Source organism: Pseudomonas sp. PS01303, assembly GCF_029959385.1.
Taxonomy (GTDB): domain Bacteria; phylum Pseudomonadota; class Gammaproteobacteria; order Pseudomonadales; family Pseudomonadaceae; genus Aquipseudomonas; species Aquipseudomonas rustica.
Genome location: NZ_JASCPK010000002.1, coordinates 83,525 through 109,019, shown reverse-complemented (window position 1 = coordinate 109,019; position 25,495 = coordinate 83,525). Strand labels below are relative to the sequence as shown.

Sequence of the window (25,495 nt, the reverse complement as noted above, 5' to 3'; positions counted from 1 at the left end):
CAGGCCAATCCACAACAATGTGTCTGGCGGGCAATCGGCGGCATTATCCGCCAGCCGCCCGAGCCCGGCAAATGTGCGCTGCAAGGATCAGTCCGGTTGACCGAGCCCGGTGCCCTCCCCCCGTGGATCGTGCATGGCGCTGCGCCGACCCTCGGCGTCAATCGCAATAATCCCGGCGTGGCCGGTCATGGGGCTGCGCACCGGAATGATTTCCACCTCATGGCCCAGCATGCCGAGGCCTTCAATCGTCGCGACGCTCATGTCGCCTTCAAGCTTGAGGTTGTCCGTGCTGTCGAAAAAGCTGCGGCCCAACAGAAAGCGCGGCGCATGCAACGCCTGATCAATCGGTTGTTGATAGTCGATCAGTTGCGTCGCCAGCACCATCTGCGTTTGCGGTTGACCATCGCCACCCTGCGTGCCGAAGAACCAGCGGCGGCCATCGTCAGCCAGATAGCAGGACGGATTGAGCGTGTGCGCCGGACGCTTGCCCGGTGCCCAGCCGTTGACGTGTTGGGGATTGGCGTTAAATCCGGCCGCGCGATTTTGCCACAGCACGCCGGTGTCACCGAGGATGCAGCCCGACCCGAAATCATGGAACAGGCTCTGGATCAGGCAAGCCGTACGGCCCTGCGCATCGGTCGCGGCCATCCAGATGGTATCGGCCGGGCGTCCCGGCTCGTTCCACGGTGCCGCGCGCTGATCGTCGATGGCATCGGCGTAGGCTTTAATCTGCGCATCTTCGAGAGTGGCAGCAAAATCCCACGACTGGCTCAGCGGATCGCACAACTGCGCATTGCGTCGCAGCAGGCCCTGTTTGATCGCTTCGACGAGATAGTGATAGTAAAGCGCGCTACCGTTACCAACGTCCGCCAGCGGCTTGTGTTGCAGCGCGGCCATGGCTTGCAGCGTGTACAAACCCTGACTTGGTGGCGCGACGTTGTAGAGTTGGCCATCGCGATAACGTACCGAAATCGGTGCGACTTCAGGTGCGCGAGTTGCCGCCAGATCGGCCGTCGTCAAACCGCAGCCCAAGCGATCAAACGCAGCTCCGAACGCCTCGGCCAGTTCGCCGTGGTAGAAATCCTCGACGCCGTGTTTCGCCAGATGCCGCAGGATGTTGGCCAACTCGGGCTGGCGCAACGTATCGCCCTCGCGTAGCCAATGCCCATCGTGTTTGCACAGCCGATGCAGATACGGCAATTGCTCGATCAGCGGTTGGCGCAGGGTTTGCCAGAACAGCTGCGAGCGCGACACCTGCACACCGGCATCGGCCACGCTCGCGGCGTCACTTAACAGATCAGCCCAGCCGAGCCGCGAGCCCCATTCATGCCGACTGATGTTCGCCGCCGTCCGCCAACTGGCCATCGCGCCCGCCGTGCTGGCAACCGACGCCGGGCCGCGCACGGTGATGATTCCGCCCTCGGGCAAACGTTGCCCGGCCTGGCCAATCCCCACGATGGTGCGCACCTGACTGTCGTGGATCATCCATAGGGCATCGCCGCCCAGGCCGGTCATGTGCGGAAAAACCGCAGCAAGCATCGCACTGGCGGCGAGCATGGCATCAATGGCCGTGCCGCCCGCGTCGAGAATCCGCAGGCCGGCAGCGCTGGCATCGACATGAGGCGTACAGATCACCGCACGGCTGGAGGTTGCGATCATGGTGGCGGGCTCTCTCTTTGCTAGTGATCGTTATGTTGATTGCTAGCAAAGCAAGATGTATGCCTTCAGGAGCCGCTATTCCTGCTCGTGGGTAATGTCCACCAGCGGGATCGGCTCGATTGCCCAGGCACGGATTTGACGACGCTCGGGGCTCGGCACCGCACAGGCCTTACGCCCGGTGAACGTTCGCGCAAGGCGTTCTTCATCGATGCGCCAGCCACGCTGCTCCAATGCCTGCACGTCTTTGCGGAAGGCGATTTGCAGCGCGTCGGATTTTAACGAGACCTCTTGCTGAAAGGAGTCCGGCACGCGCTCGGGTCGTACGTTTTTCAGCACCGCATGATCCTGTTCAAAGATACGAATATTGCTGGCAATGAACCGGCGATCCAGCAGTCGCGAGCGCAGGAATGTTCTGCCCATCATCCACCAGGTTCGCGTGCGGTTGGCGTCAATCGGCATGTGCGCCGAGACGATGTAGATCCGCCAGCCATTGGGTAATTCGAGCTCCAGCGTTGTACACGGGCCGGACAAATGAAAACCCGGAACAGTGACCACACTGACAAACTCGGTGGAAGATTTGCGTCTCAACAGCCCTTTGCGCGCGGGCCTGCGCATGAGCATTTGTGCGCTGCCGCTCCACGCATCGCTTTCCACATCGAACGCTTCAATCTCGGGATGATCCGGATCGCCGAAGGTTGAACCATGCACAAAGGGAGCGTGGGCGAAATCGAGGCCGTTTTCGATAATCCGATCCCAACTGGCCTGCCAATCGAAATGACCACTGACCACCCGAATGGCCGGATCGTCGATCCAGTCGAGCGTTGGTAGAGGCGGACGTTCCGCTTCTGGAAGATCACCTAAAAACGCCCAGATCCAGCCATAGCGTTCCAGCGTTGGGTAGGCGTCGACGCGAGCCTTCGCCGGAATCCGCAGGTCTGGCTGCGCAGGTATGTGCGTGCAGACGCCATCCGCACCAAACCGCCAGCCGTGATAAGGACACTGCACGCTGTTGCCGACCTTGCTGCCGGCCGACAGCGAACCGCCGCGATGCACGCAAACGTCTGAAAGCAGATGCGCGACGCCCGCCTCATCACGGAACGCCACAAACGGTTGCCCGAGCAATTGCACCGGCATCAATCCTTCAGTCAATTGCGACGAGGGCAGAACGACATACCAGAGGTTCGTGAGCATGGGGCGCGGGTGATTCCGTCAATTCGGTTAACTGAGATCATAAAACGAAAGCGGCTCCGAAGAGCCGCCATGTCTGCCTTTCGTGATTCAACGACGCAGAAAGCGGTTGACCAACAGCAGCACTGCCGCACCGATGGCCAGTGCAGCCACTGGTTTTTCTTTAACAAACGTCGAGACGTTGTCCAACGTGTCGCCGTAGGTTTTAGTCAGTTGGCCCGAGGCCTGACGTGCAGCGCCTTCAGCGTCCAGCCTTGAATCACCGATCAATTTCCCGACTGCGCTCTGCGCCTTGCCAGCGAGTTTTTCTGCAACGCCTTCAACTTGTTCACTTTTCATAATTCATCAAACCTTCGTCTGTAAGTGGAGAGTTCAGAATCGACCTGAGCGTGTGCCGAGAGGCTATCTGCACAGCATTAGGGGAACGGGCGTGGTGATTGGTTCCATCGAAATGAGCGTCAGCAGCCGAAAACCACTGTTTGCTTACGTCCGCCTAAACTCGCAAAAACCTATACAGAAGACTACTCTTGTATAACTTATTGCCGGCTTGGCGATGACCTCGAATTTAACGGACTCCGATTGATGAATGCGACGCGGCGCTTGTGCCTGGTCTTGGGCGACCAATTGTCTTTCGACCTCGCCTCCCTGCAAGGCCTCGATCAGGATCACGATGCCGTGTTGCTTGTCGAGGTGATGGAGGAAGCCAGCCATGTCCCCCACCATCCACAAAAAATCGTCCTGATCTTCAGTGCCATGCGGCATTTCGCCGAGGCTTTGCGTCAGCGTGGCGTTCGCGTGCACTACGTCACGCTAACGGATCCGGACAACAGCGGATCGGTGCCGAGCGAATTACAGCGCTGGCACGCACTGCTCAAACCCAGTGAGATTCACCTGACAGAGTGCGGTGACTGGCGCCTGGAGCAATCGATCAAGGATTGCGGCTTGCCCATCCAGTTGCACAGCGATGCTCGCTTTCTTTGCACACGTAACGAATTTTCCGACTGGGCGCAGGGCAAAAAGCAGCTGCGCATGGAGTTCTTTTACCGTGAGATGCGTCGCAAAAGCAGGCTGTTACTCAACGGTGACGGCAGCCCGGTCGGAGGCGCCTGGAACTTCGACGCCGACAATCGCAAAGCCTTGCCCAAGGGCGTGCGGCCCCCTCCTCCCGTGCGCTTCAAACCCGACGCCATCACCCAAGAGGTGCTTGCGTTGGTGGCCGAACACTTCGCCAGCCACTACGGCGCTCTCGAGACGTTCGATTACCCGGTGACACACGCCGACGCACAGGCATTGTGGGAGTACTTTCTCGATTGGGGACTGGCCGCGTTCGGCGATTATCAAGACGCCATGGCCAGCAACGAACCCTTTCTGTTCCATGCGCGGATCAGCGCGGCGCTCAATATTGGTCTGCTGGATCTTCGGCAGATTTGCAGCGATGTCGAATCAGTCTATTGGTCGGGCGGCATTCCGCTCAACGCGGCTGAAGGTTTTATTCGGCAACTGATCGGCTGGCGCGAGTACGTCCATGGCGTCTACTGGCTGAAGATGCCCGACTACGCACAAGGCAATGTCTTCGGCAACACCCGCGTGCTTCCAGAGTTTTACTGGACAGGCAAAACGCAGATGAACTGCATGCGCCAGGCCATCGGTCAAAGCCTTGAACATGCTTATGCGCACCACATCCAAAGGTTGATGGTCACCGGCAATTTCGCCCTGCTCGCGGGTATCGCACCCAGCCAGATATGCGACTGGTATCTGGCGATCTACATGGATGCCTTCGACTGGGTGGAACTGCCCAACACACTGGGCATGGTCATGCACGCCGATGGTGGTTATCTGGGTTCAAAACCCTATTGCGCGAGCGGCCAGTACATCAAGCGCATGTCTGACTATTGTCGTGGCTGCGCCTACAAAGTGAGCGAAAGCACCACCGACGACGCCTGCCCTTTCAATTCTTTGTATTGACACTTCCTCATGCGCCACGGCGACCTTCTGCGCGGCAATCAGCGCATGAGCATGCTCTATAAAAACCTCGACCGCATGCCTGACGCCAAGCAGCAGGCGCTGTGGCAACGCGGCGAGTTCTTGCTCGCCAAACTCGATCAAGGTGAGTCGTTGTGAAAAAGAGCGAGCTGCCGGTCAAAACCTGCGTGACCTGCGGCCTTCCGTTCACTTGGAGAAAGAAATGGGCGCGCTGCTGGGAGCAAGTACGCTACTGCTCGGAGCGCTGCCGAAGAACCCGATAGATCTCGCCAACCACCTGCGCCACGGCCTCTTCAATCGTGCCTTCATTGCGGCACAACACCCAACCCTGATCCGCCACCGCTCGCGCGAACGCCTCGGTACACGCGACGTGTTCTTCGCGCTTGTGGATCACCGTGCTGCCCAACCCCCGGGAGCGTGCCGCCGCCCTTGCCCAGGAAATATCAGGATCGGTCACGACGCCAACATGCAGATCCGGCACGCGCACCTCTCGCGCCATGTTCAACTGAAGAATCTCTGCGAACGGGACGGTTCGCCGAAACGCCGCGTCTGACGGGTACCAACGGTCGATCAGGACGATGCTGTCCAGCGGTTGCTTGGGCAGCACATGCTGTGAAATCCAACTGCGGCTATCCGCCAGACGCTGACAAATAGCCCACTCCAGATCTGTGGAGGGGTCTCTTGCGAGTCGATTGACGAGGGCCATGGTGCCAGCCCTGTCGGGATCGTTTTTTCTCTCGCACAGGCGAATGACTTTCTTGTTGTCGGCCCTCAGGGCTGCCGTCACGGCTTCCAACAATGTGGTTTTGCCGGTGCCTTTGGGGCCATCGAGAGAAATAAACAGCGCGGGATTCATCGTTCACACGGCGTGTTGAGACATTGGTGGGCACTTTAACCGTATTGATGCCATTCAATCAGCTCATCCCCGTACCTTCTCGAACAAACGCTTCAAGTAACGTTACTTTCCTCTGCAACTGATCGACATGCGCCTTCTCGGCACGCAGTGCAGAACGTAGCTCCTTGTTCTCCGACTCGTGAATGCGCGCCCAACGAAGGGTCGTGCGGCAATTGAAAATCGTGTGCCAGACCTTTTGCAACTTCAGATAATTGGCCAGCAACAGCGCCGCAATCACCACCATCATCACCAATGCAGTAGCCGAGATCACATCCGTAGAAATCATGTTCAATCCTTTTGCCTGGTCATTTGCTTGGAAGACGACCAAAGGATATGTAGTGATTCCTTACACGTATAGATTGTAGACTTGTACAGGTAAACAAAACACACAGATGGACGGGCCATGAAACGGACACAAGAGATCAATCAGGTTCGCTGGGATCTGGCACTTCGCTATCGTTTGATAGAAACCGTGGTTTGGTGGGAAGGCCGCCTCACCACGGGCCACCTGATGCAGAGCTTCGGGATCAGCCGCCAACAGGCGTCCAAGGACATCAACACTTACATCAGTGAACATGCGCCTAAAAACCTTACATATGACAAGCAGCTGAAAGGTTATGTACCCAGCAAACACTTCAAACCATTGTTCATTGATGACAGTGCCAATGCCTATTTGCAGTTGCTGAACCAGACCCACTCGCGGGCGCCACATGTCGAAGGACTGGCGCTTGCGTATGCACATACCAAGGTGCTGGAAGTGCCTGACCGGACTATTCGCCCGCAAGTATTGCGACCACTGCTCAAGGCTTGTCGCAATGGCGAGGTGATCGCTATCGAATACGTTTCGCTGTCCAATCCCTTGCCGGAAACACGGCTGATTTCACCGCATACCCTGATCTATACAGGCATGCGTTGGCATGTGCGGGCTTATTGCGAGAAGAATCGCAAATATCGGGATTTTGTATTGAGCAGATTTCGAGGGGAACCGGAGTTCGAGCGGATGAGTGAGAACCTGATCGACGACGATGAGGAATGGAATACCTTGATCGATGTGGTCATCGAGCCTGATTCCCGTTTGAACCCCGAACAGAAAGCGATCATTGAAATCGACTTCGGGATGGAGTTGGGTGAACTGGTGATACCGACCCGCTGTGCACTGGTGGGATATGTGTTGCAGCGCTACCAGATTGACCCAAAAAAACTCGAGCCAAAGGCGTCGGCGCAGCAGATTGTGGTGAAAAACCTGGAAGCATTGAAGCCGTGGCTTTATGAATAGACAGCAAGCGAATGAGATTCTACGTCGGCTTGGCATAAACAGAGTTCATGCGAAAATGCTACTAGAGGCATATTGACACCATGCGCATGCTGTGGAGAATCGCAGGCACTTTTGTCCACCATGGATGGCCTGCTTATGTATCGACGTATCTTCCTGCAATCGGCTCAAGGTTTCGGCGCCAATCTGCTGAGTCATGACAGTGAGCCCATGGCCCACGATACATTGGGCTGTACCTTTATTTTTTCCTCTATCGGCGATGCCCTGTCTCGAGCTTTCGATTCGGCCAAGGAAACTGTCAGCGACGTTGCTGACAAAGTGGCCGATACCGTCTCCGATGCGTATGACGCCACCCGCGAAACGGTCGGCAATGTCGCTGAAGCCGTGTCCGACACCGCCTCTACTGTCTATAGCTCCACTGTCGAAACGCTGTCCGACGCAGCCGAGACAGTGGGCGACGTTGTGTCCGATGCCTACGACGCAACGCGCGAAACCGTATCCAATGGCTACGACGCCACGCGTGATTACGTGGGCGATGTGGTTTCCGGTGAAAAGGAGATCGACTACCTGAAAGTGCTGGGTGGTGCCGCGATTGGTGTGGGGGCCATTGCAGCAGCGCCGTTTACCGGCGGCGGATCGCTGGTCGGTGGCGCTAGTCTGCTTGGCTCGCTGGCTGGGGTGGGCACCATTGCTGCGGCTGTTGGTGCTGGTGTTGCTGGTGCAGTCGTGGCAGCAAATCTGGACGGAGACGAGGAAGCACGCAAGGCCGGATTCGATGACGGCGTCAAGCACGTCAAAGCCGAGCAACTGGCCGAGATTTCGATGCTCAAAGAGCGCCTCGAAAAAGCCATGGACAGCCTCAAGGCAGCCGGCGCCCACTTCAATGCCATCGTTGCTCTGAATGCCGTGGCTGTCGCGACTGCACAATGCGACGGCGATATCACACCTGACGAGCGGGCAAACATTGAACTTTTCATCAATGGCCTCGCCGCTGGCGCCATCCCGGAAGCGATCAAAGCAAAAATCGAGTCGCTCTATCAGCAACCGCCAACGGTAACGGAAGCCTTCGAGTTGGCTAAAAAGTCCGGCATGAGTCTGTCCATCTTCGACGAAATCATCAACTTGGTGGTGTTCTCGGACGACACCGTTCACCCGCGGGAAGCGGCCTTCATGCAAGCCTGGAATAGCCTGAAAACCGCGTAAGGAAAGCGCCCGATGAGCAAGCTCGAACTGTTTAGAAAACAACAGGCCATGCGTGAGCAACTGGCCACCCGCCCCATGCTTTACGCGGCTGCCGCACCAGAAGATGTGGCGGCGCTGCTGGCCATGCCAACGGATAACGCACGTCTCGCCAGCCTGGATTACCACGCCTCGTTGAGCGTTACACTTCAGACCGCTCCCAAAGATGCTCGCGATCTACTGAAAGAGCTTCATCAGGAGTTTGACCAGGATCGAGTGGATGCCCTTCTGAGCAAGGCACAGCGCGACATTATTGGCGCCATTGCCGGCCCAATGGGTTTGGGCAAATTCCTTGCCGTTTACGACAAGCACGGGGGGAATGTGACAACCGTTCACAATGCCCAACAGGATATCTACGCCAATCCGGATGAAGAAAAATACAACCGCGATCATTACGACAAAGGCCGCAACAGCGACGGCAAAAAGTTCTCTGGAGACAGTAAGTCTTCTGTAGGTGCCAGCTTCACCAGAGACCAACTGGACGGCAAAGGTCAACTCACCGACGGCTACACCGGCGAGACAGTGATGGCCAAACACACCAGCCCTGACCACATCGTACCGCTGAAGAATTACCACCAGAACGGCGGCTTCATGCAGTCGAAGACCCAGAGAGCTGACTTCGCGACCGACACTGAAAATCTCATCTCGACGCAGCGAAACATCAACAGCTCAATGAGCGATGAAGAGAAGCTGGTGTGGCTGGACAAGAACTCGAACGGCCGCGCAGTGACCAACGAAGAATATTACGGTATCGATCGCAAACGCGTGGAGACGGCACTGGAACGGGGGCACGCGACGGCCGAACGCCACGCCCCGAGCAGTTCGGAAAAGGCCGCCTACTACACCGCCCATGCCGCCCAGACCGGGATGACCGAGGGCTTGAAGATGGGCGCGCAGCAAGCCTTCGGCATGCTGATGGTCGAACTGTTCAGCGGTGCGCTGGACGAGATCAAGGATCTGTATCGCAACGGCCGACAGAGCGAAACCATCCTCGCAGAGCTGGGCGAACGGCTCCACCGCGTAGGTGCCAAGGTTGCGGGTCGATGGGAACAGATGCTGCACAGTTTCAGCGGCGGCTTTATTTCCGGTTTCGTTTCCAATGCTGTGACGGTGATGGTCAACCTGTTCGTGACCACCGGCAAACGTGCTGTACGGATGATCCGCGAAGGAATTTTCTCGCTGCTCAAAGCGCTGAAGACGTTCTTGTTCCCGCCCAAGGACATGACCTTCGCCCAAGCAGCACATGAGGCCCTGAAGTTGCTTGCAGTTGGCGGTGTCGTCGTAGGTGGCGTCGCGCTTGAAGAAGCCGCTGAAAAACTGATTCTCGCTGTTCCTCTATTCGCCCCGTTTGCTGGCGTGCTGACAGCCGTGCTCGTTGGGGCTGCGACCGCACTGAGCATGACGTTTGTATGCTACTTGCTCGACAAGATCGATCTGTTTGGTGTGATGCGCGCGGAGCAGGACAAGCAGGTGATCGGGGCCTTGGACACGCGTATCGATGCGCAGATAACTCTATCGATGGGGGTGATTGAAGAGTTGGACGGGTATCTGCTGACCGCGCCCTCCCCGGCCTGAGTGGGGCTGCGTGGGGGCTTGTCCATCAATGCCCCCGCGCCTACCCTTTTGTGCAGCCTTGTCATTTACCAACACTTGAGGCACGGTCGATACCACTGACATCTCTGCCGAAGGAATTACGCCATGTCGAAGCTCTATCCCAGTATCGATCCCGAGGGGTTGGTCGAGTACTCCGTGGTCTACACCGACCGCTCGCTGAACCACATGTCGCAGTCCTTTCAAGCGGTGATGAAGAACATTTCCCAGACCCTCAAGCAGGTCTACAACGCCCAAGGCGTTGCGGTGGTACCGGGCAGCGGCACGTTCGGCATGGAAGCGGTGGCGCGGCAGTTTGCGACTGGCCAGCAATGCCTGGTGATACGCAATGGCTGGTTCAGTTATCGCTGGAGCCAGATCCTTGAAATGGGCAACATCCCGGCGGCCACCACGGTGCTGAAAGCTCGCCCCGTCGATGCCGGTCACCAGGCTGCGTACGCCCCGCCGCCGCTGGACGAAGTGCTGGCAGCGATCGCCGCGCAAAAGCCGAAGATAGTCTTTGCTCCCCACGTTGAAACGTCCTCCGGGATTATCCTGCCCGACGAGTACCTGCGGGCCGTCGGCGATGCCGTGCATGCGGTGGGTGGTCTGTTCGTGCTGGACTGCATCGCCTCGGGCACGCTTTGGGTTGATATGCACAAATGCGCGGTCGACCTGCTGATCAGCGCCCCGCAGAAAGGCTGGAGCGCCTCCCCTTGCTGCGCGCTGGTGATGTTCAGTTCATTGGCCCTTGAGCGCATCGAACACACGCAAAGCAGCAGCTTCGCCTGCGACCTGAAAAAATGGCTGCAAATCATGCAAGCCTACGAACAGGGCGGCCACGCCTACCACGCGACCATGCCCAGCGATTCCCTCGCGCGGTTTAACGACGTGATGAAAGAAACCCAGGCCTACGGTTTCGACAAGATTCGCGACGAGCAACAGGCTCTGGGCGATCGGGTACGCGCGATGTTGACCGGCAAAGGCTTCAAAAGCGTGGCCGCTGAAGGCTTTCAGGCCCCGGGTGTGGTGGTGAGTTACACCGACGATGCCGACATCAAAAACGGCAAGAAATTTGCCAACCACGGTCTGCAGATCGCCGCCGGCGTGCCGTTGCAATGCGACGAGCCGGCCGACTTTCAAACCTTCCGCATCGGGTTGTTCGGGCTGGAGAAGCTGCACAATATCGAGCGTACGGTGAGCACGCTTGAGCAGGTGCTGGATGAGGTGATGGTTGATTGAGACTTCATCGGTCTCGCAGCACGTATCCATTGCAGAATAAAGCGGTCGCTCAGAGCGGCCGTTTCCGGCCAAAAGTGGATCAATAAGAGTGCCTACTAAATTCGGGTGGGTTCACGCCTTGGGTTAGCTGCTTTGAGTCCATCCAGTCAGTTTTCTATGGGTGGCGCGACTGAAGTTTTCCCAAGAGGGGCTGGCAGCAGTTCACCGAAAGATTTGCTTGGCATGCCCTGTGTTTACTGATGATCAGCGATCCGGCCACGACCATGTTTGGTCAACTACAGGACGGGCGTCTTATCATCTGCTCCAGCTCAATCGCCAAAGCGTCCGCGGTAAAGTGAGTTGTGTTCAGTGAGATGTCTGCATGCGCCATTAGCTCGTCCATTACGCACCCGCGAAAGACGGGATCAAACGTTTCCTTATCCTCTGCTGTTGGGCCACGAGCAAGAAGGCGTTGTTGGCGGTCAGGCTCGTCAAGCAGAAGCAATATAGTTATGTCCGGCTTGATCAGGCTTTGGCCCAAAAGCGCCAGCTCGGCCGATACACCGCGAGCTTTTGCATAAGCCAGTGTCGAGGCCCAATAGCGATCCATAAATACCCACTCGCCACGTTCAACCAGGCTGCGTGCATGCCTTCCTTGGCTGGAAACGCTTGCCGTATAGAACAGCGCCTTGGCAAGCTCATCATGGGCAAAGGCCTCTAATATGGCTGGGCGGCTGCTACTCAGTGCTGTCCCAGGGGTACTCAGTGCGTGGCCGGAGAAGCGTTCGGCCAGCTTGTTCAGCACCGTGGATTTTCCTACGCCGTCGAGGCCCTCAATAGCAACAAATCCCGCCATTTCAGTTCTCCTCCAGCAACGTAGCGATGCGAGCCATTTCGGCATACTCCGTTTTAGAAAAACTATTGCTGGAGACCACAATAGGAATAGCCTGATCGTCGCTTTCCTTGAAGCCATAGAGCTGTTTCTGCTCGTATAGAGGCGTCCCCCTCAGGAGCATCAGTGGCCAGGCTCTTAGGCGAGGCACTCGCCGCTGCACACACCATTCAACGCTGCTACGGAAGCTGTCCAGTGTTTGATTGGGCAGGCCGTAAATCAGTGAAACCTCAAAGTCTATTTGCCGTTCATGTAACTGACGAATGCGGCTGCAAATGATATCCAGATGGTTGGGTCTTTTGATTGCCAGGTATTCAGCCTCTACTGTGGTCTGCAGTCCGAACTCCAGCGTGACATTGAGCCCCTCAAGCTCATCCAGAAAGTCCGGGCTACAGGTCTCGAAGCGGCATTGCAAAGAAAGATGCGCCGTTACACCCGCCGCTTTAATGCTATTCAGGATTTGAATGGCGCGCTCTGCATCAGTATGGAAAATCGGATCCAGCACAGATATGCGTTTCACCTTCGCTGCGGCAAACATGTCCAGTTCTTTTTCCAGACGACGACCATCAAACCACTGATGTTTGAGGCGCTTCCCTGGCTCACGGTGCTGACAAAAGGAACACTTGAAAGGGCATCCGCGTTGAGTTTCCCAGCGGATGTTGCTCTGCAATTCAGCTGTTTCATACAGGTAAGGTGAGGGCAAGGTCAGCAGATCGTGATCAGCTTTGCTGCCATTATCGGGAGTGCCGGCGACATGGATGCCGCAGTCATCGGATGTGGTACCGCAGGCCAGTGCAACCATGGCCATCTCGCCCTGGCCACGAACGAAATACTTCGCTTGCGGGTAAGTGTTTTCGAGTTGACCCTTGGCCATATAAGAGATTTGCGGCCCGCCAAGAACAACCACTGCACCGGTGCCCTGAATCAAGTGAATCAGAATGCGAACCTCAGAGTCATTCCATACAAAAGTACCGAAGCCAACCAGACAGCCAGGGCCAGCCTGCTTGATCGCCTGCAGCAAACTAGCGAGCACGTGTTCTAGTAAGAAACCCGGGCTATTAACTTGTGCGTCGATAATCTGAAATGGCACATCTGCTGCGCGCAAAGCCGCAGCTATAGATGCGATACCTAATCCAGTTTTACCGTCTTGTGGTCGACGCCAATCCAGTGAAATCAAGATTACCGGCCTCATGGCATCAGCTCCTGGCGAGCGTCCCGATATCGCTCAGCAAAGCCGCGTAGGCGCTGTCCCATATCGCGGCGGAAATTCTGAAAAGCATGTCGATCCCCAAGCGTGCCGGTCACGATAAACATGCCGCGGCTATCGTGTGGAAAGACCTTGTACTGCCGGCCTTTAGCGTAGCTCCAGCCAAACTGAATCAGTTCTTGCACGAGTTGGTTGATCTCTTTGTTTTTCCTGAAGTACATGGTTGCTCCTCTATTGCGTGGCTTTGTGGGCACGATGCGACAGAGGTGGCTGTCGAAGCCCGACACCCAGCCGAAAGAAAAATCTAAAAATGGCACGCTCTGCTAACCCAACTCATATTTACTGAAGCAGCCTCAAGGCGCGATCAAAGTCGAACAATTCCACCTGCGCCGCGGCGAGTGTCAGACGTTCTGCCAACGCGCGATCGAGTGGCATATTGCGCAGTGCCGCCAGTACGTCCAAAGCCGTCGTATCCCCCTCCTCCAATAGTCTGATCAGCCTATTCAGTTGCTCGCCGATTGCCGAGTCGTCCGGCAGGTAACCCTCCGTGGAGGCCAGTGTGTCCGCCTTAAGGTCGGCCAGAGCCGCCAAGGTCGGGAGCAAGCATTGCTCGACCTGCATCGCCAGCGTCTTCAGCAACGTAGCGGGCTCGCCGTCCTGGCAGGACTGCTCGAGTAAAGCGCTGGCATGCGCCACGTCCTTGGCGCCGATGTTGCCGGCGGTGCCGCGCAAACTGTGCGCCAGGCGTGCGGCGGCAGCAGGATCCGGATCGGTTTGTGCGGCCTGGAATTGCTCGGCAAAGTCTGTCTGAGTATCGCGAAACTTGCAGAGCAAACGTATGTAGAGATCGCGCCGGCCCATGCAGGTGGCGAGCCCCGCAGCCAAGTCAATGCCCTCAAGACGATTTGGGAATCCATCGGCGAAACCTGCGTTCAACGATGCTTGCGCCGCTCTAGGTTTGATCCACTTTGCCATTGTGGCGAACATGCTTTCGACATTGAGCGGCTTGGATATATGGTCGTTCATCCCGCATTCGAGCGCGCGCTCGCGGTCGCCGTCCATTGCGTTGGCGGTCATGGCGATCACTGGCAGCGTGCTGAAGCGCGGTTGCTGGCGAATTTTCCGGGTGGCCGTGTAGCCATCCATCACCGGCATCTGGCAATCCATCAGCACGCCATCGAAGTCGCCATCCTCGGCGAGGATATCCAGGGCCTCCTGGCCGTGCGTAGCGAGTCGCAAGCGGATGCCGACACTTTCCAGCAGCTCGCTGGCCAGTTCCTGATTCAGCTCATTGTCTTCGACCAAAAGCAGCCGGGCGCCGTTGAGACTGGCAACGGTACTGGCATTCTGTTGTGAGCGTTCGCCAGCCCGCGTATCGCTTTGGGTGTCTCTGCCCAGCACGACACCGATGGCTTCGAGTAGTGAAGACGGCGTGACCGGTTTGGTCAGCACCACCGGTAACTGAATGCCCTGCCGTACGGCTTCTTCGCGGGCTTCTTCGCGGCCGAAAGCGGTAATCATGATCACCGATGGTGTGCGCATCAGACTCGCAGAATGCATTCTGTTCACGGCTTCCATGCCATCCATGCCCGGCATCCGCCAGTCCATCAAAACCAGATCGTAAGGCAGTGCCTTATGCTCGGCGTCGGCCAGCATGTGCAGCGCCGTGCTACCGCTCTGCGCGACGTCCACTTCCAGGCCAAAGCTGCGCGCCATGCCCGAGAGAATTTCACGGGCACTCGCGTTGTCATCCACGACCAGAACCCGCATGCCGAGCAGTTCGCCGGCCTTGAACATACGACGCGGTTGCAGGCCTTGCTGCACGCCGAGTTGCACCTGGAAATGGAAGGTGGAGCCGACTCCCGGTTGGCTTTCAACCCAGATTCGGCCGGCCATCAGTTCCACCAGCTTCTTCGAGATAGACAACCCCAGGCCGGTGCCTCCGTACTTGCGCGTGATCGAACTGTCAGCCTGACTGAACGACTGGAACAAGCGTGAACACTGCTCAACGGTCATGCCGATGCCCGTGTCGCGCACCCAGAAGTGCAGCTGCACGTGTTCGTTGTCAGAAGCCATTTCTTCAACGCCGACCACGATGTCACCGTGTTCGGTGAACTTGGCCGCGTTGTTGCCCAGATTGATCAGCACTTGCCCTAGTCGCAGGGGATCGCCAAGCAGAGCTGTGGGCAGGTCAGGCGGGATCTGAAACAACAATTCCAGACCCTTGTCCTCGGTCTTCAGGCCGATCATGGCAGCGAAGCTGTCGAGTACATCTTCCAGACGGAACGGGATCTGTTCGAGACTCATCCTGCCGGCTTCGATCTTTGAGAAGTCGAGAATGTCGTTGATGATGCCCAGCAGGTTCTCCGCCGAGCGATGGACTTTTTCAATGTAATTGCGCTGGCGATTATCCAGCGAAGTACGCAGCGCCAAATGGCTCATCCCGATGATGGCGTTCATCGGCGTGCGGATCTCATGACTCATGTTGGCAAGGAACTCACTCTTCGCTTGAGTGGCCTCTTCGGCCACTGCTCGAGCCTCCGCCAGAGCCGTCACGTCGATGTTGATGCCGGTTGCGCGCAATGGCTTGCCGTCCGGCGTGCGTGAAAAACGGTTGAGCGAGCGGAACGTGCGCACCCGACCATCATTTTTGCGCACGATGCGAAAATCGAATTCGGCCCGATCTTCGCCACTCTGGACGGCACTTTCGAAGGTGCTGCTGACCCGTGCGACATCGTCGGGATGCACCAGCGCCTGCCAGTGCGCCAGCGTGCCACCGAAGCCGCCAGGCTCCAGACCAAACAGGGTTTCGAGCTGTGGCGTCCAATAATTTGTGCCGCTGACCAGATCGACGTCGAACAGACCGATGTCACCCGACTCCTGTGCCAGGTTCAGGCGATCGCTGGCAGTGCGCAACCTGGCTTCCATCGCCCTGCGCTCACTGACATCGCGCACCGAGGCGCACACGCAGACGCCACGCCCCTCCAGACGGGGCAAGTGGGAAAGGCCGATTTCCACGGAGAACAGGCTGCCGTCCTTGCGCACGCCGCTCAGATCGTCCAGATCGCCGCCCATCTGCCGGGTTCCGCCGCTGGCAATGAAGCCATCGCGTAACTTGACGTGCCGCTCGCGGGCAGCCTGCGGTACCAGACGCTCAATGCTCGCGCCAATCAGCTCGCCGGAGGCGTAGCCAAACAAAGTGTCCATTTGCGGGTTGGTCATCAGGATGCGGCCATCGGCTCCCAGCACCAGCATGCCGTCCGGTGCGGCCTCGATGATGCCGCGATACCAGGCCTCGGTGGCGCGCAATGCGGCCTGCTGGGCCTCCAGCTCGCTGGCCTGATGTTCCAGTTGCAAGGCTTGCGCGCCCATTTCGTCTGCCTGACGGCGCGTTTCCAGGAGCAGCGCCTGGGCTGCCTCACTGCGTTCCATAATAGCCATGGCACCGGCCAGTCTGGGCAGGACTTCTTGCAGCAGCAGCGCTTCGTTCTCTTCCAGTTGACGAAAACCGGCCATTTCCATAACCCCGAGCAGGCGTTCGCCACGCAACACGGGCTGAACCAACAGGACGCTGGCGGGGGCTGCGCCCAACGGCGTGCGCACATGCCAAAACGGTTCGGGTAGACCCTCAAGCTGACGAGGTTGGCGATCCACTGCGCACTGGCCAAGCAACCCTTCCCCGAGATCGAGTTCTGTGGGTAGCGGGTGAGCACTGTCCACCGCATAACCACCCACCAGGCGCAGGCGTGCCGCGCCTTCATAGAGAACGTAAAGCGCTCCCTGGCACATGCCCAACTGCGGCGCGATGTGGCTGAAAAAAGCCTGGGTCAACTGCTGCGGCGTCTCCGCCTGTTGCAGGCCCACTTGCAGAAGTGAGGTGTGGTTTTTCACCCAACGCTGGCGCTCAAGCTGACAAGCTTCCAGCTGCAGCGTGGCGATAGCACGCGCCAGGTCGCCGGTTTCGTTGCGAAGATCGGTGTGCGGGATCTGGCCGTCCAGCTTGCCGGATGCCAATTCGTCCACCGCCACGCGGACGCGATTCAATGGCACGCGAATCGAATAACTGACCAGCCAGGTCAACAGCAAGGCCAGCGCCGAACCACCCAGCAGCAAGATGTAGGTGATCGCAGTACTGCGCTCTGCGTATTCCGCCAGGTTCTTCGCGGTATCGTGGATGTCGGTTTCCTTGTTTTTCTCGATCTGCGAGAGCAACCCGTCGCCGCCCTGCTCCAGCGCAAGAAAATCCTTACTGTTGAGCAACATCAAGGCCTGTCCCAAGGAGCCCTTGCCGGCCAGTTCCAGTGCCTCATCGCCATTTTTTTGCAGACGCTGTAATAACACTTCAAATTCCACCAGGCTGCTGATGCTGCTCTGTCGGCGCAGTGTCGGACGAACCTGCTCGAGCGCTTCATGCAGTCGCTGTTGGGCGACATCCATCTGGGCTCTGGCGCTGATACGGATGTCAGCGTTGTTGGTAGCGATTGCACGTTGCATGGCGAGCAACAGATGCGGCAACTGCACCCGAACTTCCTGCACATGCTGAATACCCACCAGATCCTGCTGGTACAACTGCTGCATTTCATTTTTGAGCGAATACTGAGTGCGCAGGCTTTGCACACCCAATATCAGGATCAATATCAGCAGCGCAGCGAAGCCGATGATCAATTTACTGCGCAGAGACAGGCGCTCGAGCATCTCGAACAGTCTGTTCATAAACGGCCTCATTCAACGGAATGTGCAAACGGATGCGTGGGGCTCAGGGACGGTCGGCGATCTGCTCAAGCAGGGCTAACTGCCTGGCCATGTCCTGGTCGCTGTCGGCAAATTGTTCGGCAATGGTGCGGAACTGCTCGGCATTGGCGAGAAACGCGTCGCAGATGTCCGGATCAAAGTGCGAGCCCCGGCCTTCGCGGATGATTGCCACCGCCTGCTCATGGGACATGCCGGGCTTGTACACGCGGCGGCTGATCAGTGCATCGTAGACATCTGCCACCGCCATCAACCTGGCGCTGATCGGGATGTCGTCGGTGGCCACGCCTTGCGGATAGCCACTGCCGTCCCACTTTTCCTGATGACCGTAGGCAATTTCCTTGGCCAAATGAAGGAAGTCGACGTTGATGCCTAATTGATCCTCGGCGTGCTGGATGGCGTCGCGCCCCAACGTGGTGTGGGTCTTCATGACCTCGAATTCTTCCGGGGTCAGGCGTCCCGGCTTGAGCAGAATGCGATCGGGAATACCAATCTTGCCGATATCGTGCAGCGGCGCCGATTTGAACAAGAGTTTGATGGTGTCCTCGTCGAGGAAGTGCCGGAAGCGCGGGTGATTGCGCAACAGTTCAGCCAGGCGTTTGATGTAGTGCTGGGTGCGGCGAATGTGGTTGCCGGTTTCGTTGTCACGGGTTTCCGCCAGCGAAGCCATGGCGTGGATCGTGACATCCTGGATGGCGATCACCTCGCGGGTGCGGCGCTGCACTTCCTGCTCGAGAAATTCGTTCTGATTGCGCAGGAAATCGGCAACGGACTTGAGCTTGATCTGCGTCTCGACCCTGGCCATGAGCACGGGGGGAATGATCGGTTTGGTAATGTAATCCGCAGCCCCCAGGCTCAAGCCGCGAATCTCGTCCTCCGTGGCGGCCATAGAGGTCAGGAAAATGATCGGTATGTGGCGAATGCGGGCATCACGTTTGAGCTGCTCGGCAACGTCATAACCGGACAGGCCCGGCATCATGATGTCCAGCAGGATCAGGTCGGGCAGTGGATCCGCCTGCAGAAGACGCAAGGCCTTCTCGCCGCTATTGGCGGCCTTGACCCGATATTTGTCCTTCAGCAACTCGGCGATCAACATCAGGTTGTCGGGGGTATCGTCGACCACCAGCACGGTCGCTGATGGATAAACGCCCTGAGTGCTATCCATGTTTGTTGGCTCCCTTGCCAGACAATTAACGAGTCGGCGTACTTGCACCAATCTCTTGCTGGCAAGCGTAGCTAGAAAAGCTGCAATCGCTAGTTGGGTTTGAGGAGTGCGTTGGATGCCAAGGACAGCATCACCGCCAAGACTCAAACCTGATAAAACTGGCGATACCACCTGACGAACTCCCCCACGCCCGCCTCGACTTCCACCTGCGGAGAAAAGCCGATCCACTCGGCCAGCGCCGAAACGTCTGCCCAAGTCTTGACGACGTCGCCCGCCTGCATGGGTAAAAAGTTGCGCTGAGCTTTGCTGCCCAAGGCTCTCTCCAGGCAATCAACAAAGTTCAGCAACGCGACCGGGCTGCCGCGCCCAATATTGAAAATACGGTTGACGCCCGCGGCGTCCTTGGCTGGTAACGGCGGCTTTGGACACAGTCGGGCGATGCTTTCGACAATGTCATCGATGTAGGTGAAGTCCCGCGCCATCTGGCCATGGTTGTAAATATCAACCGGCAGGCCGCCGAGGATCGCTTCGGTGAATTTGAACAGCGCCATGTCCGGTCGCCCCCAAGGCCCGTAAACGGTAAAAAAACGCAGCCCGCTGGCCTTCAGGCCGTAGAGATGGCAGTAGCTGGCGGCAAGCAACTCGTTGGCGCGCTTGGTCGCGGCATACAAGGAAACCGGCAGTTCCACTGCGTCATCGACCCGGTAGGGTAAGTTGCTGTTGGCTCCATAAACGGAACTGCTCGACGCGTAGATCAGATGCGCGGGCGGATAATGTCGGCAGGCTTCCAGCACATTCAAAAAACCCACCAGATTCGACTGCCCATACACATCCGGATTATCCAGGGAGTAACGAACACCCGCCTGTGCGGCGAGGTGGATAACCTCGCTAAAACCTTCCTCCTCGAACAGCGCCATCAAGGCCGGTTTATCAACAATATCCATCGTTTGGAAACGGAATCCTTTCACGTCGGTCAACTCGTTGAGCCGTGCCTGTTTAAGCGCCACGCTGTAATAGTCATTGAGGTTATCGATGCCTATTACTGTATGGCCCTCCAGAGACAATCGTTTGACCGTGTGATATCCGATGAAGCCCGCAGCACCTGTCACAAGAACGGTCATAGTCCCTGCTCCCATCAATCTGGTAGACGATTAGTTATAACGTCGTTAGGGAAATGACGTCCAGACTTTATATTGACCCCCCAACTATGGGGAACCGGCTATCGCATTCTTCCAATAGCCGCGCCCCTTAAACACAGAAAATTTTGTTCGATATGCCAGAAAAAAATAAATAATAAATTCAATAGCCTATGGGCGAACTAGCCCGCTATTGGACAAATGGCGAGTTTTTTGACTGCTAACGTTTGACAGATTGCACAGACTGGCCGATAACTACCGAGGTCTCGCTGTATAAGGCGCGAGTTTATATTGACTCGACAAACGGCATTATAGAGACAACGACTTAGCGCCCCCTCACCCGTACTGCAATATGCAGACCGTGCGGTAGCTTTGTCTCTGAAGAAGTTGGGCTAGACCGTATACCTGCTACACCGCACACAATAGTGTCACACTCCTCTGCTGTGCACCTTAATGACTCGTTAATTGATTCATTAATGAAACACTTCTCGCGTTACATCATAAAAACAATCTTTTGCCAATGGTCTCTTCATCGCCCTCAATTGAGCGCCTGCCTGCTTAAACTTTCGATCATTCCAGAGTTTACCAGCATGCCAGTCACCAGCCCGGATCGACCTAATTGGTACTTGTTGCAATGCAAACCCCGTCAGGATGAACGTGCCCACCTGAATCTGCTTCAGCAGAATTACGTGGTCTACCACCCCCAGCTTGTCCGTGAGCGCGTTATTCGCGGGAAACGACAGCGGGTGTCGGAATCACTGTTCCCCGGATATTTGTTTATCCAGCTCAGCCGAAATGACAACTGGGCACCCTTGCGCTCCACGCGTGGCGTCAGTCGAGTTGTCGAATTCAATCATGGTCCTGCGACGGTGGCAGAGCACGTCATCGAGCATCTGCGTGGGCGTTGCCTGGCGTCGGAGATGGCGACAGACGAGGCCCTGCGGCCCGGCGAGCCTTTGCAAATCATCAGTGGCCCGCTATCGCCACTGGAAGGTGTCTTCCTCGCTTTGCACGGCAACGACCGCGTGATGCTGCTTTTGCAGTTTCTCAACCGGGAGCAATCGGTCTGCTTGCCACGCAGCGTTATCGAGCGTCAAACGCGCGCCTTTCAGCCCTGCCACTGACGACGTGTCTTTTCTGCCTTTGCTCAGGAGCTTAAACATGGCCTTGAAGTCACGATGCCCTGTCGCACTGATTATGGCCTCTCTCTATCCCGGAATGGCCTGGAGCATTAATCCGCAAGCCATTGATGTGTACGGGTTCGACTTCACGCCCTCGTTCATATTCTCAGAAAGTTACGACGACAACTTTCGCGAAGTGGAAAACAACAAAAAGTCCTCAATGATCACCAAGTTGGCGCCCACCTTCGAACTCAAGGCCGAAGACCGCAACAGCGCCACACGATTGATCTGGCAGCCCACTCGCTATACTTATCACGACGAGTCGGATGCCTCGAACACCGCACAGCGCGTGCGCGCGGAAAGTGTCATGGAGTTCACCGATCGCCATCGCCTGAAGCTCGAAGCGGAATACCGCAAATGGGAGCGCACTGAATCGACGGCGGTGGAAGGCATCAACGATAAGCTCAACAACAAACGCGTCGGCGGTCTTTACACCTTTGGCGCCAAGAGCGCGGACAATCAAATCGATGTCGGGGCCAATTACGCCGAACTTCGTTACGACAATGGCGACGGCATCAACGACGACAAAGAACGTAATACCACCGCACTCACCAGCACCTGGTACCACCGTATCGGTAGTAACACCCGAGGCTTGCTGGAATATGACCACACCCACTTTGATTACCTGCAAGCCGACAGTCCGCGCAGCAGTAACTCCGACGCCGTACTGGCCGGTGCCGTCTGGGATTTCACGGCACGCACGACCGGCAAAGTGCGTGTGGGCTATGAAAAAAAGAACTTCGACAACAGCGAATCCAAAGACCTCGACAACCCCACCTGGCAGGTGGATCTGCAATGGAAACCGCGCACTTATTCAACGTTTACCTTTGTCGCCCGCCAGGCACTCGCCGAGGGTGACGATGGCGCGGAGGCAGTGAAGTCGACGTTCACCCAGGTCGGTTGGCGTCATGGCTGGACGGAACGGATCACCACGGTGGCGCAGGCCGGGATCGGCCGTTATGTCTACGAAGGCCAAAGCCGCACCGACAACTTTCAGGACTACAACCTGGCGGTGGTGTACGCGATGCGCCGATGGCTGGACATCGAACTCGGCTATCGATATCGCGACAACGATTCCGATGCCGACGATGAAAGCTTCACCCGCAACGTGTTTCAGATCAGCTTCAACGTCAGCCTTTAAGAGGGTATCGACATGAACAGGCACGGTCTTTTCTTTTTGTTTGCGCTGGCGTTTGTACCCTCCGTTTTTGCTGCGGATCCGGGCACTCAATACAAACTGGCTGCCGGCGATGTCTTGCGCATCATCGTGTTCGGTGAACCGGAGTTGAGTCTGAAAAAGATCCGCCTCAGCGACGCGGGCACCTTTTCCTATCCGTTTCTGGGCGAAATTTCCGCCAAAGGACTGACCCCGGGCCAGGTTGAAAAAATCATCGTGGACGGGCTCAAACAGGGTTACCTGATCGATCCGAAAGTCAGCCTGAGCCAGATTGAATACCGGGCTTTCTACATCAATGGCGAAGTGCAAAAACCCGGCAGCTACCCCTTCGTACCGGGCCTGACACTGGAGAAAGCCATCGCGTTGGGCGGCGGCCTGACCGAGCGGGCCTCGATCAAGCGCGTGACCATCATGCGCGGCGACGGTGGCTCGACCCTCACCGATAACGTTACGCGAAACACCACGATTGCTCCCGGCGACACCATTTCCATTGCACAAGGCTTTTTCTAATCATGGACAACAGCCCTAGCACCTACGTCGAACGTCCTCTCCAAGCGCATCTGCATCAGCAGTACAGCGAAGACAAGGACACCCTGGATCTTCTCAAACTCTGGAGGGTCATCTGGCGCGCCAAATGGGCCATCGGCTGGGGGGTTCTACTCAGCGCTCTGCTCGCGGCCGCGGTGGTTTCCACCATCACCCCGCAATACATCGGCAGCACCACCCTGCTGTTCAACGATAAAACACCGCCGCTGATGTCGTTCCAGCAGGTCAAGGATTCCAGCGGCAACGCCACTGATTACTTGCAGACCCAACAAGCGCTGCTGCAATCGCGCGATCTAGCCGAACGCGCGGTGAAAAAGCTCGGCCTGACCAGCAACCCGATCACCGACCCGCGTCAGCAACCGAAACCCTGGTTTACGCCGCGCGATTGGCTGGGCGGGCTTGACCTTGACCAATGGATCCCTGGCTGGAGCCGCTTTTTGCCGCCCAACGAGGCACCGACTGAGGAAGACGCCTTCAATGAGGTCACGCAAAACCTCATGCTGCACACCAGCGTCAAATTTGTCGGCAAGAGCCAATTGCTCGAGATCGAGGTCGAGATGCCCGATCCCGCTCTGGCGGCAGCGGCAGCCAATGCGCTGGCTCAGGGTTTTACCGACAGCCAGCTCGACACCAGCGAGAAGTCGTCGCAAACCACCACCGCCTGGATGAACACCCGGTTGGTCAAGCTGCGCGACAATTTGCGTGCTGCCGAGAAAAAGCTTCAGGGCTACCGCGAAGAGCAAGGTCTGGTCGACGTTGGCGGGGTGGCGACCATCAGCGCCAATGAACTGGAAATGACCGGTAATCGCATGGTTGATGCCCGGCGTAACCGCGCAGAAGCGGAAAGCGAGTACCGCCAGGCGAAGGCGTTGGGCAATGGCGATCTGAGCCGACTGTCCAGCGTGCCGGCGGTCTTGAGCAATCCGTTGGTGCAGAAATTCCAGGCGGATCGCGCCCTCGCCCAAGCCAAGGTTGATGAACTGGCGGGACGCTACGGCCCCAAACATCCGAGCCTGCTCTCGGCGCAATCCGAACTGCGTACCGCGACCACCAGCCTGCAATTACAGGTACAACAAGTGGTGGCCGGGATCGAGCGGCAATACCAACTCGCCACGGCCAGCGAGGCGTCACTGCGCCAATCCTTCAACAGCAACAAGGCGCAAATTCAGGACATCGCGCGCAAAGAGTTTCAGTTGCGCGAGTTCCAGCGTGAGGTCGACAGCTCACGAGCGCTCTACGAAACCTTCGTCACCCGCTTGAAAGAAACCACCGCCACCGCCGACATGGACTCGACAAAAGTCCGCATCGTCGACCCGGCCATCGTTCCAGTCGACGCGAGCAAACCGCGTAAAACGCTGATCGTCGCCATCGTCGGTTTGATCGCGGCGGTGATCGGTGTCGCGTTGGCGCTGCTGTTCGACAGTCTGAGCAACACCTTCAAAACCGACGAGTCGATCGAAAGCATGCTGAACATTCCGCTGCTCAGCGTCGTGCCGTTGGTGACCAAGAAAACCCGCCGGCAACTGGCACGCTTGTTTGCCGACAACGACAACCCGCGCTTTTCCGAGACCATCCGTAATCTGCGCACCTGGCTAATGCTGCAAAGCAGTGAAATGCCTTCGCAGGTTGTTCTGGTGACGTCGACGGTTGCCGGTGAAGGTAAGAGCACCATCGCCACCAATCTGGCCAGTTCCCTGACGTCGCTCGAGCGTGTGCTGCTGATCGACGCCGACATGCGTCAGCCGACCCTCTCGCTGAACTTTGATTTCCCACCGGACAGTCCGGGACTGGCAAATGTCATTGCCGGCACCGCCAGACTCGAAGACTGCATTGTTTCGGTGGGCAATCTGGACATGTTGCCGGCCGGGAAAGTCCTCCCGCCTGCGCTGGACATGCTCGCGGCGCCGCGCTTGCCATCCCCTGCCGCTGCGCTCAACCCGGCGCTGCAGCCGCCACCGCAGGATTTGCTCAGCTCGCCGCGCATGGCGCGGATGCTGGAGGTGCTGCGGTCGCGGTATCGCCACATCATTATCGATTCTCCACCTGCCGAAATGATCAGCGATGCCTTGCTGCTGGCCAAGCATTCGGACGCCGTGATCTATGTGGTCAAGGCCGACAGCACGCCCGTCAGCCAGGTACAGCGGGGAATCGCCATGTTGCAGCAGAGTCAGGTGCCGGTGTTTGGCTCCGTCCTCAACCAGGTGGATCTGCGCAAGGCACGCAAGTACGGCTATCACCACTCCCGGGCGTTCTACGACTACGACTTCGCGCCCAGATAATCGCGGGCTGACACGCCCGCCGCTACGCCCCGTCTCGCCATCACTTATTCGCGTCACCTCTGCCTGACCACGGAACAGCCTGCGGAAGAGACCTCGTGTCTGCCCGATCAGCGCT

20 protein-coding genes and 1 pseudogene are annotated in these 25,495 nt (G+C 57.5%); 10 read left to right on the top strand and 11 right to left on the bottom strand.

Features of this window, described 5'->3' with window-relative positions; genetic code table 11:
* Positions 1-87: 87 nt before the first annotated feature.
* The 3 genes from QMX93_RS01385 to QMX93_RS01375 all read right to left on the bottom strand — a co-directional run bounded on the left by QMX93_RS01385 (position 88) and on the right by QMX93_RS01375 (position 3,186).
* A complete protein-coding gene (locus QMX93_RS01385) occupies positions 88-1,659 on the bottom strand; it encodes a gamma-glutamyltransferase (RefSeq protein ID WP_282351796.1) in 1,572 nt (523 codons plus the stop codon).
* Positions 1,660-1,734: 75 nt separating this feature from the next.
* A complete protein-coding gene (locus QMX93_RS01380; RefSeq protein WP_282351794.1) occupies positions 1,735-2,850 on the bottom strand; it encodes an aromatic ring-hydroxylating dioxygenase subunit alpha in 1,116 nt (371 codons plus the stop codon).
* An 87-nt stretch (positions 2,851-2,937) separates the two neighbouring features.
* The gene (locus QMX93_RS01375) at positions 2,938-3,186 is read right to left on the bottom strand and encodes a CsbD family protein (RefSeq protein ID WP_053120194.1); all 249 of its coding nucleotides are present in this window, start codon (positions 3,184-3,186) and stop codon (positions 2,938-2,940) included.
* A gap of 243 nt (positions 3,187-3,429) precedes the next feature.
* Between QMX93_RS01375 and QMX93_RS01370 the strand changes: the two are divergent.
* Positions 3,430-4,968, top strand: a pseudogene (locus QMX93_RS01370) (cryptochrome/photolyase family protein).
* Positions 4,965-5,093, top strand: a complete 129-nt coding sequence (locus QMX93_RS01365) for a DUF2256 domain-containing protein (RefSeq protein WP_159811761.1) — start codon at positions 4,965-4,967, stop codon at positions 5,091-5,093. The pseudogene QMX93_RS01370 and the gene QMX93_RS01365 overlap by 4 nt, the downstream one beginning before the upstream one ends.
* On the opposite strand, the gene QMX93_RS01360 is transcribed toward QMX93_RS01365, so the two are convergent.
* The gene (locus tag QMX93_RS01360; RefSeq protein ID WP_282351789.1) at positions 5,060-5,686 is read right to left on the bottom strand and encodes a dTMP kinase; all 627 of its coding nucleotides are present in this window, start codon (positions 5,684-5,686) and stop codon (positions 5,060-5,062) included. The genes QMX93_RS01365 and QMX93_RS01360 overlap by 34 nt on opposite strands.
* Positions 5,687-5,744: 58 nt before the next feature.
* The gene (locus QMX93_RS01355; protein ID WP_282351787.1) at positions 5,745-6,011 is read right to left on the bottom strand and encodes a hypothetical protein; all 267 of its coding nucleotides are present in this window, start codon (positions 6,009-6,011) and stop codon (positions 5,745-5,747) included.
* 117 nt (positions 6,012-6,128) lie between these two features.
* Between QMX93_RS01355 and QMX93_RS01350 the strand changes: the two genes are divergently transcribed.
* The 4 genes from QMX93_RS01350 to QMX93_RS01335 all read left to right on the top strand — a co-directional run bounded on the left by QMX93_RS01350 (position 6,129) and on the right by QMX93_RS01335 (position 11,069).
* A complete protein-coding gene (locus QMX93_RS01350; RefSeq protein WP_282351785.1) occupies positions 6,129-7,001 on the top strand; it encodes a WYL domain-containing protein in 873 nt (290 codons plus the stop codon).
* A gap of 135 nt (positions 7,002-7,136) precedes the next feature.
* Positions 7,137-8,201, top strand: a complete 1,065-nt coding sequence (locus QMX93_RS01345; protein WP_282351783.1) for a hypothetical protein — start codon at positions 7,137-7,139, stop codon at positions 8,199-8,201.
* A gap of 12 nt (positions 8,202-8,213) precedes the next feature.
* Positions 8,214-9,812, top strand: coding sequence for a hypothetical protein (locus QMX93_RS01340; protein ID WP_282351780.1), 1,599 nt, complete (start codon positions 8,214-8,216; stop codon positions 9,810-9,812).
* Between the two features lie 123 nt (positions 9,813-9,935).
* Positions 9,936-11,069 (top strand): aminotransferase class V-fold PLP-dependent enzyme, encoded by a 1,134-nt coding sequence (locus QMX93_RS01335; RefSeq protein WP_282351778.1) that lies wholly within the window; start codon positions 9,936-9,938, stop codon positions 11,067-11,069.
* A 271-nt stretch (positions 11,070-11,340) separates the two neighbouring features.
* On the opposite strand, the gene QMX93_RS01330 is transcribed toward QMX93_RS01335, so the two are convergent.
* The 6 genes from QMX93_RS01330 to QMX93_RS01305 all read right to left on the bottom strand — a co-directional run bounded on the left by QMX93_RS01330 (position 11,341) and on the right by QMX93_RS01305 (position 20,182).
* Positions 11,341-11,904, bottom strand: coding sequence for an AAA family ATPase (locus tag QMX93_RS01330; RefSeq protein ID WP_282351776.1), 564 nt, complete (start codon positions 11,902-11,904; stop codon positions 11,341-11,343).
* Between the two features lies 1 nt (position 11,905).
* Positions 11,906-13,132, bottom strand: a complete 1,227-nt coding sequence (locus tag QMX93_RS01325) for a radical SAM protein (protein WP_282351774.1) — start codon at positions 13,130-13,132, stop codon at positions 11,906-11,908.
* Complete coding sequence (locus tag QMX93_RS01320) at positions 13,129-13,368, bottom strand: hypothetical protein (RefSeq protein WP_282351772.1); 240 nt, start codon at positions 13,366-13,368, stop codon at positions 13,129-13,131. The genes QMX93_RS01325 and QMX93_RS01320 overlap by 4 nt, the downstream gene beginning before the upstream one ends.
* A 118-nt stretch (positions 13,369-13,486) precedes the next feature.
* The gene (locus tag QMX93_RS01315; RefSeq protein WP_282351770.1) at positions 13,487-17,860 is read right to left on the bottom strand and encodes a response regulator; all 4,374 of its coding nucleotides are present in this window, start codon (positions 17,858-17,860) and stop codon (positions 13,487-13,489) included.
* A gap of 43 nt (positions 17,861-17,903) precedes the next feature.
* Positions 17,904-19,061 carry a two-component system response regulator gene (locus QMX93_RS01310; RefSeq protein ID WP_282351768.1) on the bottom strand — a complete coding sequence of 386 codons (1,158 nt, stop codon included), beginning with the start codon at positions 19,059-19,061 and terminating at the stop codon, positions 17,904-17,906.
* 143 nt (positions 19,062-19,204) lie between these two features.
* Positions 19,205-20,182, bottom strand: coding sequence for an NAD-dependent epimerase/dehydratase family protein (locus QMX93_RS01305; RefSeq protein ID WP_282351763.1), 978 nt, complete (start codon positions 20,180-20,182; stop codon positions 19,205-19,207).
* Between the two features lie 605 nt (positions 20,183-20,787).
* Between QMX93_RS01305 and rfaH the strand changes: the two genes are divergently transcribed.
* From rfaH to QMX93_RS01285, 4 genes are read left to right on the top strand one after another with little or no spacing between them, the layout of a single operon-like run.
* Positions 20,788-21,321 carry a transcription/translation regulatory transformer protein RfaH gene (gene rfaH, locus QMX93_RS01300; RefSeq protein ID WP_282352016.1) on the top strand — a complete coding sequence of 178 codons (534 nt, stop codon included), beginning with the start codon at positions 20,788-20,790 and terminating at the stop codon, positions 21,319-21,321.
* A 37-nt stretch (positions 21,322-21,358) separates the two neighbouring features.
* Positions 21,359-22,519: an outer membrane beta-barrel protein gene (locus QMX93_RS01295; protein ID WP_282351761.1), complete on the top strand. Its 1,161-nt coding sequence runs from the start codon at positions 21,359-21,361 to the stop codon at positions 22,517-22,519.
* Between the two features lie 12 nt (positions 22,520-22,531).
* A complete protein-coding gene (locus QMX93_RS01290; protein WP_053120180.1) occupies positions 22,532-23,065 on the top strand; it encodes a polysaccharide biosynthesis/export family protein in 534 nt (177 codons plus the stop codon).
* 2 nt (positions 23,066-23,067) lie between these two features.
* Positions 23,068-25,380 (top strand): GNVR domain-containing protein, encoded by a 2,313-nt coding sequence (locus QMX93_RS01285; RefSeq protein ID WP_282351758.1) that lies wholly within the window; start codon positions 23,068-23,070, stop codon positions 25,378-25,380.
* Positions 25,381-25,495 lie beyond the last annotated feature (115 nt).